Genomic DNA, 12555 nt, shown 5'->3' with positions numbered 1-12555 from the left:
TATGCATTTCTTTCAAAAAAAATATCCTCTATGGAGTACCATCCTAGTCGGCTTGCTCATTGGTGCGGGTAGTGCGGCCTTCTTTTACCGCGCCAACGCCCACATGCGCACACAACTCGCTGACCAGCAACACCAGCAGATCCAACAGCAGGCCACTTACATCACCGAGCTCGAACGGCTGGCGCAGGCCGATGAGCTATCCCTGCAGGCGCAATACGCCCAGGCCCGTACTTTGTACGAACAACTGGCCGCTGATACCACCTCCGTGCTGCACCAAACCGCCCAGGCCCGCTTGAAGCTACTTGAAAGTACCTCGGACAAAAATACGTCTACGATCCGTTTGGTGGCCCACACGCCCGAGAACAACGGCCCGAATCCACCGGAGCTGGAAGTGGAGCTGGCGCTTAAAAACAAGGCGCTCGATTCGCTGCTGGAGATCAAAAGTATTTTGGATCTGCAATTGAATGCAGCCCAAAGCAATCGGGATACGATCCGGTTCAGCCAGCGCAGCATTCGCTTCGCCAGCAGCAAGGGTACTATGCTCGACTACGCCGGCGAAACCCAAAACGGCCAGGCCAACGGCTATGGGATCGGCGTCTGGGAAAGCGGTAGTATCTACAACGGCAAGTGGAAAAACAACCAGCGCCACGGCCGGGGGGAATTTCAGTGGAAAGACGGTACCCGCTACAAAGGAGCCTACGAAAACGACATGCGCCAGGGCTACGGCGTCTACTACTGGAACAACGGCGAGCGCTACGAAGGCTACTGGGAAGACGACAAGCGAAACGGCGAGGGTACCATTTACCGAAAAAATGGGCGCGTCGTGATGACGGGCGTCTGGAAGGACGACCGGCTCGTAGAAAAGAAGTAGGTACCTACCTACCCCTTTTCTACGGAAAATCCTGGGCAAGTACCTACACCCGCTTGGGGTCTGGGTGCTTGTAGGGCTGGCGGTAGGGGCGCTCAAGTAGCTTGTTGGCCTCGCGGTCGTTCACAAATTCCCGCTTCTGCGGATCGTACACCAACGGGCGGCCCGTCTGCATCGAGAGGTTGGCGATGATGCAGCTGGCCGTCGAGATGTGTCCCTCTTCGATGTCGGCCACGGGGCGGCCGCTGTTTTCGATGGCCCCCAGGAAGTCGAGCATGTGCAGGCGCGTAGCGGGGGCGGCGTTCAGCTCGATGCGCTCCTCGGTGAGGTCTTCGGGGTACTTTTCTTTCTCGTACACCACGTCTTTGTGGATGGGCTTGGTGTTTTTGTCCATCGGAATGAAGTCATACGCCATCGTACTTCCCCACAAGGTACCTTTCTCGCCGTAGAGCGTAAACGACCAGGGGTAGTCCGGGTTGGCGGGGGTACCCCAGCTGCGGTGCTGCCACACGCAGTTAAGGCCATCGTACTCAAACACCGCCGACTGCGTATCGGCGATATTGGACTTGCCCTCTTTCTGGACGTAGATCCCGCCCGTAGAGCTGATGCGCTTGGGCCAGCCCAGCTGCAGCATCCAGCGCACGGTGTCGAACATGTGCACGCACATATCGCCCATGATGCCGTTGCCGTACTCCGTGAAGGTACGCCACCAGCGGATGTGCGGCAGGCCGTCGTAGGGGCGCAGGGGTGCGGGGCCCGTCCACTTTTCGTAGTCCAGGAAGGCCGGTACGGGCTCCAGGGGCGGGTTGCCGTTGTTGCGCATGTGGAAGTAGCAGCACATCTCCACGTGCGATATTTTCCCGAGCAGGCCCGCGTCCACGATGTTTTTCTTGGCGTCGATCAGGTGAGGGGTACTTTTACGCTGGGTACCTACCTGCACCACTTTCTTGTACTTGCGCGCCGCCGCTACCATGGCCTCGCCCTCCATCACGTCCACGCTGATGGGCTTCTGTACGTACACGTGCGCGCCCGCCTTCACGGCGTCGATGGTTTGCAGCGCGTGCCAGTGGTCGGGGGTACCTATGAGCACAATATCCATTTCATTCTCCGACAGCATTTTCTGGTAGTCGCCGTAGAGCCGGGGTACTTTGCCCGACTTCTGCCGCTGGCTCACGAGCTTCCCGGCGGCTTCGAGCATGTTTTTGTCCACGTCGCAGAGCGCCACTACCTCCACGGGGGCCACCTGGATGAGGCGGAATAAATCGCTCTTGCCGTACCAGCCCGTCCCGATGAGTCCCACGCGGTAAGGGTTGGCCGGATTGATGATATCCATGCCCTGCGCGCCCAGGGCCGTCAGGGCCAGGGTAGCCGTAGCGCCCTGCAAGAAACGGCGCCGGTTGATATTAAAGGTGTCCATAGGTTGTAAGAATGGTCAAAAGCCGGTTTAAGGTAGTTTGCTATAGTAAAGCCACCCGAGGCCGGTACTTACTTCTGTGGGCGCGTGATTTTCGTCCGAGGCCGGGTTTTTGTGCTTGGGGTCGGGTGCGGGCTAGGTACCTTGTGGGGTACTTGTGGGGTGCCGGAAGAAAAACCGCGACACGCCATTCCTGATGGAGCTAAATCGTATATTTGTGTAGGTTGTTCTACTTCATCCAAAACCGCTATGACTTAGCGATGAAGTGGTTTAGGCAGCAGGCAAAATCGTTGAGGCCATGATTTGCGGCAGGGCTAGGCGATTATACATTTTAAATCGTTTCTAAAATATGAAAACTTTAACCATAGAATTACCCGACGAGGTGAATGAAAAGGAAGCAAAAATGGCCATGGCGGCTGCCTTATTCGACAAAGGCATCGTAAGCTCGGGACAAGCAGCCACGTTTGTAGGAATCAGTAGAAGAGAATTTCTAGAGACCGTAGGCCAATACGGTGTATCCATTTTTGGCGAAACGGAAGAAGATTTCCAAGTTGAGTGATGGGTATTGTAATAATTTCCGATACTAGCTGTTTGATTTCTCTGGATAAGATTGGGCAGCTTGATCTTCTCCAAAAACTATTTCAACATATCCTAACTACCCGAGCTGTACAAGTTGAATTTGGAAAAGAATTGCCTAATTGGATCCGGATTCAAGAAGTTCAAAATACAAGCAAAGTACAGGAACTAGAAACTATTTTGGACCAAGGCGAAGCGAGTGCCATTGCATTGGCTCTGGAAACAGAGTCAAGTCTGCTCATTATTGATGAAAAGAAAGGGAGGAAGGTAGCTCAAAACCTGAACATTTCCATTATAGGTACCCTGAGAGTAGTACAAATGGCTAAACAAAAAGCAATCATTGACTCTACTAGGCCACTCATTGAAGCCTTGCGCGAGGCTGGATTCAGACTTTCTCCCAAGATCCTGGACATCCTGCTCAAGGATGAATAAAATCAAAGATTAGCTTCACCTGAGGCCTTGAACGCGGAGGTACTTTAGCAAGTTACGTATAGCCTAAAAAATAAAAGTCGGCTCGATCAGTAAAGCCTGACAGAGAGTACCTTTTGGATAAAATGGGAGGAGCATGTTTCTAAATATTTTCTTTTTGACGGTTTAAAAATAGGATAAGCACGACATCTAAAATACTACAATGTCTTAACAAAAGTACAAATAAACATAAAAAGTATTACCGCGCGGCGTCCGCAAAACTTGCGTATATTTACGAGTTGTAGGCAATTTTAAAAGACAGACAAAACATAATAAGATATGGGATTAGATATGCGACCAATGGGAAAACCGAAACCAGGATTTGAAAAAAGGTTCGTTGAAATTTTTGAGATGGTTTCACAAGACAAAATCCCACAACCGACATTTTTTGACAAGTTCAAAGGAAAAAAAATGCCGACAAAAGACGAGTTATTACAGGAGTGGTTTGCTAACCAAATTCAGACTTACGAAACAATTAAAGCACCGAGAGTTGGACGAGACAAAGAAGCTGAGGAATGGATTAGAAACAGATATGACGAACTTGAACAAAAACCATCACTTGACCAATTTTTGAAAGACTATGACGGATACTATGTAATTGAATTAGCAAAAGAACAAGACGGTGTTCCCGTTTATATTGCAATGGGACAAGACGAAAATGTATTTCGTGGCGAGTTTCTCCGAGATTGCGAAAATATTATTGGAGAAGATTTGATGAGCGAAGCGTGGAATACAAAAATGGCAGACGAAACTTTGGACTATGGAAACCGACTAATGGAAGTAGCTGACACAATAGCTAGACAGAATAACGTTGAATACTTAAAATCTCAGCGACTTCCACCTGACACAGACGAAGACACAATTGAAAGTAAGTTGCATATTCTCTATTCATTAGCGAAATGGTTAATTTTTTACGGAAAAAATGGACACGGTTATGAAGCTGACTTTTGATAGAAAAACTGCCTGTAAAACGGGTTTTGCGTCAGGCGGGCTGACGTGCAAACTTGGAGCTTTGTGCTTCTAATGAACTTTAGTAATAAATTGAAACTTTGTGCTCCGAAACCTGCCCGAACGCAAAGCCCGAAAACGTTATGCGACAGCATATATTGACACCCCTAATATGACACAGAAGATTAAAAAGAATGCAAGACAGTTTTTTACTCAACGTAAGCTCAAACAAACTATCCCTCATTTCAAATTGATAAATGGCCTTTTAACGTCACTATTCATTGGTTCACTTTTGTTAATCACATGGGAAATAAATATTTACCAGAAAACATTTATCATATTTAAAACCCCTTTCCTCATTTGGATTTTAACAGGATTTGCGTTTACGCCATTTATGAAGAGAACGTTGACGATTTACTTTACTACGTCATTTTTGCCCCTTCAGATTATTTATAATTTAGTGACTTGGGGTGGAATATCCGTTTCAGCATTTATCCTTTTCAATTATTATTTAGCTGAAAAAGAAACAATTGTGACCAATAAAAAAATACTTTCAACGGGACATCTTGCACGAGGCTCAAAAGGACATTGCGAACAGCCTTACATAATAATTAATTACAATGGACAGGAGAAGCAGTTGATTTATTATTGCGGCACACAAGTTGAAAATTATAAAAGTGTAGACTTGACAATAGCGAAAGGATTTTTGGGCTACGACATTGTTGTACAGTCCAACTTTCGGATGAATTGAAAAGCATTTTACATTAGTTTTGTGCAAGTGGGGCATGACATTGTAACTTCAGCGAAGTATAAGCATGGGTTACAGTTTTAGCGTGAAGAGTAACATTCAGCATTAGAATTAACCATGAACATTCAATTATAAATTGCACAGCGGTTATGAACAGACGTAGCACAAATTTCCTACCTGCATAAAGCCCTATTCATCACCCACCCTCCAATCCTACTCATAAAACATAAAACCCAAAACCAAGCCTATGAAAACCAAAACTACTTTCTTCCTGCTCATCGTCGCGGTGATGGGTATGGCAAGCTGTAAAACCAGCCAACCGACGCAAGCTTCCACCACCGAAATTGGCATGTACAGGGTAGCTATTCTGTACCCGAACGGAGAAGACAAAACCTTTGACATGGACTACTACGAAAAAAAGCATATGCCGATGGTAGCGGGCTTTATTGGCAAAAATTTAAAATCCTACGAAATTGACAAGGGTATCTCCGGCAGAACTCCCAATGACAAAGCTCCTTTTGTGGCCATTGGGTACTTCTACGTTACGGATATTGCGGAATATAGTAAAGCCATCGCGCAAAACAGGGAGGCTGTAGTCGGTGACTTTAAAAATTATACGAACATCCAGCCGGTGGTGCAGATCAATGAAGTTAAACAGGTGGGGTACCCTACCTTAAAATAGAGCATGCTCCCCCCTTAAAACCTAAAGACCATGGAAGCGAAATCAACCGACCAAAAGACTTTCCAACTAACGGAAGGCGGGCAACGCTTAGGCGAGCTGATCTATGAGAACTGTTTTTCACGAAGGCGGAAATCAAACTATCCCCGGCCGAGCGCTACGAAATCGATTCGGTTGGTTTCTTTGGAACGAGCCTGGCCTTGACTAAAAACGGTAACGAAATAGCCAACTTGAAAATGAATTGGCGCGGGCACATCGTGTTTGCTTTTCAGGACGGGCGAGAATTTGTTTTAAAAGCCAAGGGCCTCTTTAACAGCCAATTCGTCATTGAAAGTAAAGACGAAGAAATGCTAATCCAATTCAATCCCCAATTTAATTGGAAAAAATTTCAGTACAATTACGACATCAGCTACGACGAAAAACCGCAGGATATTTTATTTGTTTTGCTGGGTGTGTACGCTTCCAACTATTTCATTGCCTCTATGTCAGGTGCTATGGCCGGCATGGCGTAACATAACGACCTACTCCCCGCGTTTTGCGCCAGGCACCTAAAAAATAAAATTCTTCCAAGTCCAAGTACCTACCCTACTCGCCACCCTTTATCGTCAGAGCTTTAAAACGCCGCGTGAGCTCGGTGAGGGATTGCTCCACGCCCATGCGCTCCAGCGACGACGCCCCCACGAAACCGTGGGCGTCGGTTTGGTCAAGTACCTGCCGGACGTCTTCCGGGGTGTTGATGGGGCCGCCGTGGGTCAGGAAAAACAGCGCCGGGTTGACTTCCCGCGCCGCTTCGATGATCTTTTGGGTACTTTCAATGGCATCCTCCATGCTGCACGAAGCCTCCACCACCCCAATGGAACCGCCCACGGTAGTACCCACGTGCGCAATGATGGCGTCGGCCCCGGCGTCGGCCATCTGCCGGGCGTCGTCGGGCGTGGCTACGTATACGATTGAGAACAGCTCCATTTTGCTGGCAATCCGGACCATTTCTACCTCCTTGTCAAAGCCCATGCCGGTTTCTTCCAGTACGCGCCGAAAATGCCCGTCGACGATGGAGTGGGTAGGAAAATTATTGATTCCGGAAAAACCCATTTCCTTCACCTTCAGCAGGTGATGCCACATGCGGCGGCGGGGGTCCGAGCCGTGTACGCCACAAATCACCGGTATTTCTTCTACTACCGGAAGTACCTCAAACTCGCCGATTTCCATCGCCACGGCGTTGGCGTCGCCGTAGGCCATGAGGCCCGCCGTGGAGCCGTGTCCGGCCATCCGGAAGCGCCCGGAGTTGTAGATGATGATCAGGTCGGCACCGCCTTTTTCGATGAACTTGGCGCTGATGCCCGTCCCGGCACCGGCGACAATGATGGCTTTTTGCTGGTCCAGGGTACTTTGCAAACGGTCTCTGACTTCCTGTCTGGTGTAAGGATTTCCCTTACCGGTCCACGGATTTGGCATACGGATTAACTACTTGGTGAATAAATTCATTTTTTAATAAGAGGTACTTTGGCGCTAAGCCACGCTTTTGGGACTTCGCTTGGCAAGTACCTCTAGCAGCTTCTGCACCAGCACGGCGGCAAAGGCCGGGTCGTTCATGTGGGCATCGACCTCAAGTACCTCTACACCCGCGGCAAGATGGCTTTTTATCGATTCAAATAAAACCCGATCTACCTCCGGACGGTAAAAAATACCACCCTCGGCGTCGATCTGCGATAGGCCTTTTAGCGGTAGCACCACCGCCGTGGGGGCCGTAGCGCGGTTGAGTTTTTGGGCCAGGCGCTGGCCAAGTACCTGGTTTTCTTCCGCGTTGGTGCGCATGAGCGTCACGTCCGGTGCCCAGCGGTAGAGCTCCCGCTGCTGGTAGGGCGTCGGCACGGTGTCGGGCTGGGCGAAGTTAACCATATCCAGACACCCCGGCGCTACCACCTGAGGTACCCCCCGCTCGGCGGCGGCCTGGAGCCGGTCGGGCCCGGCGCTGCAGATGCCCCCGCAGAGGTCGTCGGCCAGCTCAGTGGTAGTAATATCCAGCACTGCTTCGAAGCACCCCTCCCGGATCAGCGCCTCCATGGCCCGCCCACCCACGCCGTTGGCATGAAACGCAAGTACCTCGTAGCCACGCGCCTTCAAAAGCGCCGTACACTGGTCTACGCAGGCCGTAGTATTGCCAAACATGCTGATCGCGATGCGCCCGGTGGTTGTTTCCTCCGCCGTCGTTACTTTGCTCATCGCGACTATGGCCGCCGCGGCTTGCGCAATTAAATTTTTCAGGATGCTATTGAGCCCCGCCACGTCTACGACGGAGGGCATCAGCGTAATATCTTTATGGCCTACCTGCCGCGACAAATCCTTGACTGCCAAAGTACTTAGGCACAGTTTCGGAACACCCATCGGGATGGACTGCATGGCCGAAAGCGCAATATAAGTACCCCCACCGCCACCCATGCCAATGGCCGCCGCCAGCCCGCCTTGGGCTACCAAACGGGCAATGATGCTGGCCGCTCCCTCGCCCATGACCTTCACGGCGCGCCCCCGATCGTGGTGCTGCCGAAGCTCGGTTAGGGTACTTCCACCCGCGCGCGCTACTTCCTCTGCTTCTATGTCTACGGGGAAGTCGGTGGTTGTGCCCATTACGCCGGTATTGATCGTCAGTACCCGCTCTCCCTGATCCAGCAGGCGTGCGCGCAGGTAGGCAAAAGCCTCCCCTTTGGTATCGAAACAGCCGAGTAGTAAAATGTACTTCTGCATGGCAAACGTGCTTACTAGGGATTGAAGGTACCTGTACCGCGTCCAAGGTACCTTCACAAAAGTTCGGGTAGTGTTTTTCTGGGGGAAAATTAGGGATTAAAACGCAATGTTAAAAACCATGACCTGACTTGCTCACCCGGATCGCGAAAAGGTACTTTCGCTCACTTCCGAGATGGAAGAATAAAGGCTGGTGTCCAGAAAAATCAGGGAAATTCGGTGATGGTGAGATCGCGGAACTCGACCTGCGCCACGCCCCCGCTGTGGATCTGCACCGCAATGACACCCCGGCGGGGAGTGGCCGGGTCTTTCTCCACGTACTCGCAGGTTTTCACGCCATTGATGTACAGCTCATGCAAATTTCCCTGGCAGCGCACGATGTAGCTATTCCAGCCGTCTTCCTTGAGCAGATGCCGCAGGGTACTTAGGTCGCCACCCACGAGCTTGCCGCGCCGGTGTTCGTCGTAAATATCGCCCCAGTAACCCGTGCCAATATCCGCCTGGTAGCCCAAGATGGTACCTTTCTCGAGCACCGATCGGTACTGAATGCCGCTGTTGATCATGCCCGTTTTGGCATCGCCAGAGAGGCGAAACAGACAGCGAAACTCAAAGTTTTCGTATTCCTTGGTAGTATGCAGGTAGGTGTTGGCGGGAATCTTGTTGATGCCGTCGCCGCTTTTGATGGTACTGTCGGCCACGAACCACAGCTTCGCGTGGGCCGGGTCGACGGTTTTCCAGCCGTTGAGGGTTTTACCGTCAAAAAGAGAAACGGTTTTGGGCAGCGACTGGCCGTAGCCCGGCGCAACGCAACCTAAGCAAAGCCCGAGCCAGGCCGCGCTCAGGGTTCGAAAAAAGGTACTTGGGGGTACTTTCATGCTTGGTATTTTTATTGGATTATAAATAAACCCGAGCCTACTCGTTGCGTTATCAAAAACAGCAAACCAGGCAAATCTACTTTAACCCAAAAAAGAAAGGCTCAAAACAAAGCCCCAGGCAAGCACTGTGGCTGAAAGGTACCTTGGTGGGGGTACTTGCCGGGTTGGCAAAAATACCTTGGGTTTTCGTGGGAAGTCATGCTTCATTATGAAGTACCAATTCTAGAAAGAGTTGATGATAAAAAGTGAATTTTGAGGCCTGGATTTATCCCTCTATGAAAATATAGTTTTTCAGGAAAGCATCCTCAAGCATAACGCTTGGCTGGCGATCATTCACAGCTACGGAGCTCTTAAGAAGCTAGTCGGGAAAAGCTAAAGTACCTACTTCACGAATCCTTCGACTCCTAGTCCAAAGAGCGCAAAGTCGTACTTGACGGGGTCGGCGGGGTCGAGCTGGCGCAGGGTACTTGTGAGCTCGGTGGCCGTGAGCCAGTCGGTTTGGGGGCGTGTGATGAGTCCCAGGTGCCGCGCGACGCGATCCACGTGCACATCACAGGGGCAAATGAGCTGGCTGGGCCGCAGGCGCGTCCAAATCCCAAAATCTACGCCCCGTTGGTCCTGCCGGACCATCCAGCGCAAAAACATGTTGAGCCGCTTGCAGGACGACTTGCGGGCGGGCGTGGCGATGTGCTTGCGGGTGCGGGCCGGGAAATCGTCCAGGCCGCAAAAAAGATCGTGAAAGTACCTTAGGTTGGGCTCAACGGTCGTTTCGGGCGTCTGGCCTGGTACCAGAAAGGCCTCCTCCAGCGAGTCGTGTTTTTTGTAAAATTCCTGAAAAAAATGCAGAAAGTAGAGCGTATCGGTGGCGTTGAAAGTACGGTGTTTGAAGGCCAGAAAACGCTTCAGATCGCTCTCCTGGTGGTTTAGCACGAAGTCGTACGGAGCGTGGTCCAGGAGGGTACTTAGCTCCTGGCACTTATTGATGATGGTCTTGCGCTGCCCCCAGGCCAGTACCGAAGCCCAGAAGCCCATGAGCTCGATGTCCTGCTTGAGGCTAAACCGATGCGGAATGCTGATGGGGTCATGGGGAATGAAATCGGGGCGGTTGTACTGCTCGTATTTGGCTTCCAGCAGCTCCGTTACATAACCGGAAAGCGGACTATTTGCTGGCACTTTTGCTAAACAGATAAGCCAGCCCCCGGGAAAGGCCGGAAAAAATCATGACCAGGGCGGAAAACAGAAAAGTAAAAAGGGCAATGAAGGGGTACATCAACGTAAACATCACGCTCCACACCTTGTAGCCGGTTGTTTTTTTCAAGGCGGCTCGCTCTTCTTCCCGACGTGACCTGAACTCAGGTGAATGCTTCATAGTAAGCAATAAAGGTACTTGCTGTATTAGTTAGTTGGCTGCGATATAGTTTATCTCTGCTCTAAAACGACGGGTATTCGGAGAAAGTTTCTCGAAGGCACGGGCGGAGAGCTTAATGACGATCTCTTCGTTGACGCTCGTATCCGGAATGCGCCCAATCACTTTCACCAGAAGTTTCTCCTGATTGTACTCGTTCTTCACTTCCACCAAAGTACCTATTGGGGCGGTGCGGTGCAGGGCCAGGTACTTGTTGGTACTTTCGTTGGTTTCGATCATCTCGGCCAGGCCCGACTCGTTTACTTTACGGCCTACGGCGGGCCGGGGCGGGGCGGGTGCCTCCACGGGCTTTACTACCTTTTCGGGTACCGAGGGCTTGGCTTTTGTAGAAACCGAATCTAGGGCCACGCTTACCGGCGGCTTGGCCGCCGCTACGGGGTTTCGCTCCAGGTAGGTTTTCTCCGACACGATCAGATCTTGCCCCAGCGGCACGTTGTCGGAGGTCATGTTATTCCACTTCCGGACGTCGGCCATCAGTACCCCGTATTTGGAAGCTATGCCGTAGAGGGTTTGCCCGGCTTCTACGCGGTGCATACCCGGGGCCACCGGCTTATCAGGTACTTTGGCTACGGCCGGGGCCGCTACGGTATTTTCTTTTTCGGCTTTTCGTTGCTCTTTTCGCTCTTCGCGGGCCTGCTGGCGGTCGGTACGGGGAGGATCATAAGGTACCCTGATCACGTCATTGAAGCGCAGCTGATCGTTGATGCCCGGATTCGCCTCCCGGATGGCACCGATCGTGGTTTTGTAGCGGCGCATCACAGCGTACATGGTTTGCCCCTGATCTACTTTGTGCAAAATATACACTTTCCCGTTTACTTTTTCGGTACCTATGGAGTCACGGGAAGCCACGGGAAAGGAAGTAGCCCTTACCGACTCTTTGATGCCCACAAAAAGTACCAAAATTACAATCAGACGAACTGTATACTTCATTATAGAGGTGTTAATTGTATGCTCGCAAATTCGTTGGTATGGCGAAGATAGACCAGCGTATCGCCTTTTCGTAGTAATGTATCCTGCCCCACTCCACTTCGGTCTTTGGTCAGCTGCTCATGATGCACTACCTCGCTTTGCTGGTTCACAATCAAAAGGTATTGTGCTATTTGTTCCTGCTCGTAAAGGTAATAAGAAAACGCTATATACGAATTGCATTCCAGATAATCAATAAGTAGTGGCTGCTTTACTTTCGCGATTTTATGCAAAAACGCAGAAAGGGTATCAAAGTATATGTCCCGGGGCCGGTAACGCACCGGAATTTGCCAAAAAGTAGTGGGTTGTGGTTTACAGGGTACCTCCAGGCTACTGCCGGTACCTTCCAGCGTTCCGTCGGCTACCCGGCAGCTCGTGGCCCGTACCTGCTCTCCCTGGCGCGTAGCTACTTCAATCCGTTGGTCGTCCAGCGTACACACGTACAGGTAGTTGGGCAGCATCCAACGCAGCCCCCCACTCTCCGCCGACACCGCCACCAGGTCAGTTGGCTCGGGGAGGTCCGGGTAGCGGTAGTTATGCAGCAGCAAGGTGCCACTTTCGTGAAAGGCCGTGAGGGTAGTCCACCAGTCGGTACCTTCGGGGGTACTTTCCCAGCAGAGCGTTGGCGCATCCAGGTCAATGAGGGCCAGGGAAGCTACCTTGGCGTTGGCATCCCGCAGTTCTACGGCCCACTGGTTGCACCGTGCTGAGGGGTGCGGCAGGATGCGCCAGATCGTAGCCGGAAATACATGGGAGAAAAGATTTTCCAATGGAAGAATAAGAAGTAGTTTTACAACCGGGTTAAAAGAATACAAAACAACGCCCCAAAGAACATCATTCAACGCCCA

The 12555-nt window shown here is 51.2% G+C and carries 15 protein-coding genes; 7 read left to right on the top strand and 8 right to left on the bottom strand.

Features of this window, described 5'->3' with window-relative positions; translation table 11 throughout:
• Position 1 precedes the first annotated feature (1 nt).
• Positions 2-871, top strand: coding sequence for an MORN repeat-containing protein (locus tag HNQ92_RS04840; RefSeq protein WP_184171636.1), 870 nt, complete (start codon positions 2-4; stop codon positions 869-871).
• Between the two features lie 43 nt (positions 872-914).
• Here HNQ92_RS04840 and HNQ92_RS04835 read toward each other — a convergent pair whose 3' ends face one another.
• The gene (locus HNQ92_RS04835) at positions 915-2285 is read right to left on the bottom strand and encodes a Gfo/Idh/MocA family protein (protein ID WP_184171634.1); all 1371 of its coding nucleotides are present in this window, start codon (positions 2283-2285) and stop codon (positions 915-917) included.
• Positions 2286-2631: 346 nt separating this feature from the next.
• On the opposite strand from HNQ92_RS04835, the gene HNQ92_RS04830 reads away from it, so the two are divergent.
• The 6 genes from HNQ92_RS04830 to HNQ92_RS04805 all read left to right on the top strand — a co-directional run bounded on the left by HNQ92_RS04830 (position 2632) and on the right by HNQ92_RS04805 (position 6213).
• Positions 2632-2841 carry a UPF0175 family protein gene (locus HNQ92_RS04830; RefSeq protein ID WP_184171632.1) on the top strand — a complete coding sequence of 70 codons (210 nt, stop codon included), beginning with the start codon at positions 2632-2634 and terminating at the stop codon, positions 2839-2841.
• Positions 2841-3290 (top strand): PIN domain-containing protein, encoded by a 450-nt coding sequence (locus HNQ92_RS04825; protein WP_184171630.1) that lies wholly within the window; start codon positions 2841-2843, stop codon positions 3288-3290. The genes HNQ92_RS04830 and HNQ92_RS04825 overlap by 1 nt, the downstream gene beginning before the upstream one ends.
• Positions 3291-3605: 315 nt before the next feature.
• Positions 3606-4277 (top strand): hypothetical protein, encoded by a 672-nt coding sequence (locus HNQ92_RS04820; protein WP_184171628.1) that lies wholly within the window; start codon positions 3606-3608, stop codon positions 4275-4277.
• A gap of 100 nt (positions 4278-4377) precedes the next feature.
• The gene (locus tag HNQ92_RS04815) at positions 4378-5025 is read left to right on the top strand and encodes a hypothetical protein (RefSeq protein WP_184171626.1); all 648 of its coding nucleotides are present in this window, start codon (positions 4378-4380) and stop codon (positions 5023-5025) included.
• Positions 5026-5269: 244 nt separating this feature from the next.
• Positions 5270-5704 carry an EthD family reductase gene (locus HNQ92_RS04810; protein ID WP_184171624.1) on the top strand — a complete coding sequence of 145 codons (435 nt, stop codon included), beginning with the start codon at positions 5270-5272 and terminating at the stop codon, positions 5702-5704.
• Positions 5705-5937: 233 nt separating this feature from the next.
• Positions 5938-6213, top strand: coding sequence for a hypothetical protein (locus HNQ92_RS04805; RefSeq protein ID WP_184171622.1), 276 nt, complete (start codon positions 5938-5940; stop codon positions 6211-6213).
• A 73-nt stretch (positions 6214-6286) separates the two neighbouring features.
• Here the strand turns inward: HNQ92_RS04805 and HNQ92_RS04800 are convergent, their stop codons facing one another.
• The 7 genes from HNQ92_RS04800 to HNQ92_RS04770 all read right to left on the bottom strand — a co-directional run bounded on the left by HNQ92_RS04800 (position 6287) and on the right by HNQ92_RS04770 (position 12477).
• Positions 6287-7156: a phosphoenolpyruvate hydrolase family protein gene (locus HNQ92_RS04800; RefSeq protein WP_184171620.1), complete on the bottom strand. Its 870-nt coding sequence runs from the start codon at positions 7154-7156 to the stop codon at positions 6287-6289.
• Positions 7157-7210: 54 nt separating this feature from the next.
• Positions 7211-8443: a Tm-1-like ATP-binding domain-containing protein gene (locus HNQ92_RS04795; RefSeq protein ID WP_184171617.1), complete on the bottom strand. Its 1233-nt coding sequence runs from the start codon at positions 8441-8443 to the stop codon at positions 7211-7213.
• 203 nt (positions 8444-8646) lie between these two features.
• Positions 8647-9315 carry a 3-keto-disaccharide hydrolase gene (locus HNQ92_RS04790; RefSeq protein ID WP_184171615.1) on the bottom strand — a complete coding sequence of 223 codons (669 nt, stop codon included), beginning with the start codon at positions 9313-9315 and terminating at the stop codon, positions 8647-8649.
• A 381-nt stretch (positions 9316-9696) separates the two neighbouring features.
• Positions 9697-10488 (bottom strand): TIGR02757 family protein, encoded by a 792-nt coding sequence (locus HNQ92_RS04785; protein ID WP_184171613.1) that lies wholly within the window; start codon positions 10486-10488, stop codon positions 9697-9699.
• On the bottom strand, positions 10475-10684 hold the full coding sequence (locus HNQ92_RS04780) for a hypothetical protein (protein ID WP_184171611.1): 210 nt from the start codon (positions 10682-10684) through the stop codon (positions 10475-10477). The genes HNQ92_RS04785 and HNQ92_RS04780 overlap by 14 nt, the downstream gene beginning before the upstream one ends.
• Before the next feature lie 30 nt (positions 10685-10714).
• Positions 10715-11671 (bottom strand): LysM peptidoglycan-binding domain-containing protein, encoded by a 957-nt coding sequence (locus HNQ92_RS04775; protein ID WP_184171609.1) that lies wholly within the window; start codon positions 11669-11671, stop codon positions 10715-10717.
• Positions 11671-12477 carry a DUF4905 domain-containing protein gene (locus tag HNQ92_RS04770; RefSeq protein WP_184171607.1) on the bottom strand — a complete coding sequence of 269 codons (807 nt, stop codon included), beginning with the start codon at positions 12475-12477 and terminating at the stop codon, positions 11671-11673. The genes HNQ92_RS04775 and HNQ92_RS04770 overlap by 1 nt, the downstream gene beginning before the upstream one ends.
• Positions 12478-12555 lie beyond the last annotated feature (78 nt).

This window comes from Rhabdobacter roseus (assembly GCF_014202275.1).
Lineage (GTDB): Bacteria > Bacteroidota > Bacteroidia > Cytophagales > Spirosomataceae > Rhabdobacter > Rhabdobacter roseus.
This window is presented reverse-complemented; position numbering and strand designations above follow the sequence as displayed.

Coding starts and splice junctions, on each gene's coding strand:
- HNQ92_RS04780 (WP_184171611.1), bottom strand. CDS start 10,684: ATGAAGCATTCACCTGAGTTCAGGTCACGTCGGGAAGAAGAGCGAGCC.
- HNQ92_RS04795 (WP_184171617.1), bottom strand. CDS start 8,443: ATGCAGAAGTACATTTTACTACTCGGCTGTTTCGATACCAAAGGGGAG.
- HNQ92_RS04775 (WP_184171609.1), bottom strand. CDS start 11,671: ATGAAGTATACAGTTCGTCTGATTGTAATTTTGGTACTTTTTGTGGGC.
- HNQ92_RS04810 (WP_184171624.1), top strand. CDS start 5,270: ATGAAAACCAAAACTACTTTCTTCCTGCTCATCGTCGCGGTGATGGGT.
- HNQ92_RS04840 (WP_184171636.1), top strand. CDS start 2: ATGCATTTCTTTCAAAAAAAATATCCTCTATGGAGTACCATCCTAGTC.
- HNQ92_RS04820 (WP_184171628.1), top strand. CDS start 3,606: ATGGGATTAGATATGCGACCAATGGGAAAACCGAAACCAGGATTTGAA.
- HNQ92_RS04790 (WP_184171615.1), bottom strand. CDS start 9,315: ATGAAAGTACCCCCAAGTACCTTTTTTCGAACCCTGAGCGCGGCCTGG.
- HNQ92_RS04830 (WP_184171632.1), top strand. CDS start 2,632: ATGAAAACTTTAACCATAGAATTACCCGACGAGGTGAATGAAAAGGAA.
- HNQ92_RS04825 (WP_184171630.1), top strand. CDS start 2,841: ATGGGTATTGTAATAATTTCCGATACTAGCTGTTTGATTTCTCTGGAT.
- HNQ92_RS04805 (WP_184171622.1), top strand. CDS start 5,938: ATGAATTGGCGCGGGCACATCGTGTTTGCTTTTCAGGACGGGCGAGAA.
- HNQ92_RS04800 (WP_184171620.1), bottom strand. CDS start 7,156: ATGCCAAATCCGTGGACCGGTAAGGGAAATCCTTACACCAGACAGGAA.
- HNQ92_RS04835 (WP_184171634.1), bottom strand. CDS start 2,285: ATGGACACCTTTAATATCAACCGGCGCCGTTTCTTGCAGGGCGCTACG.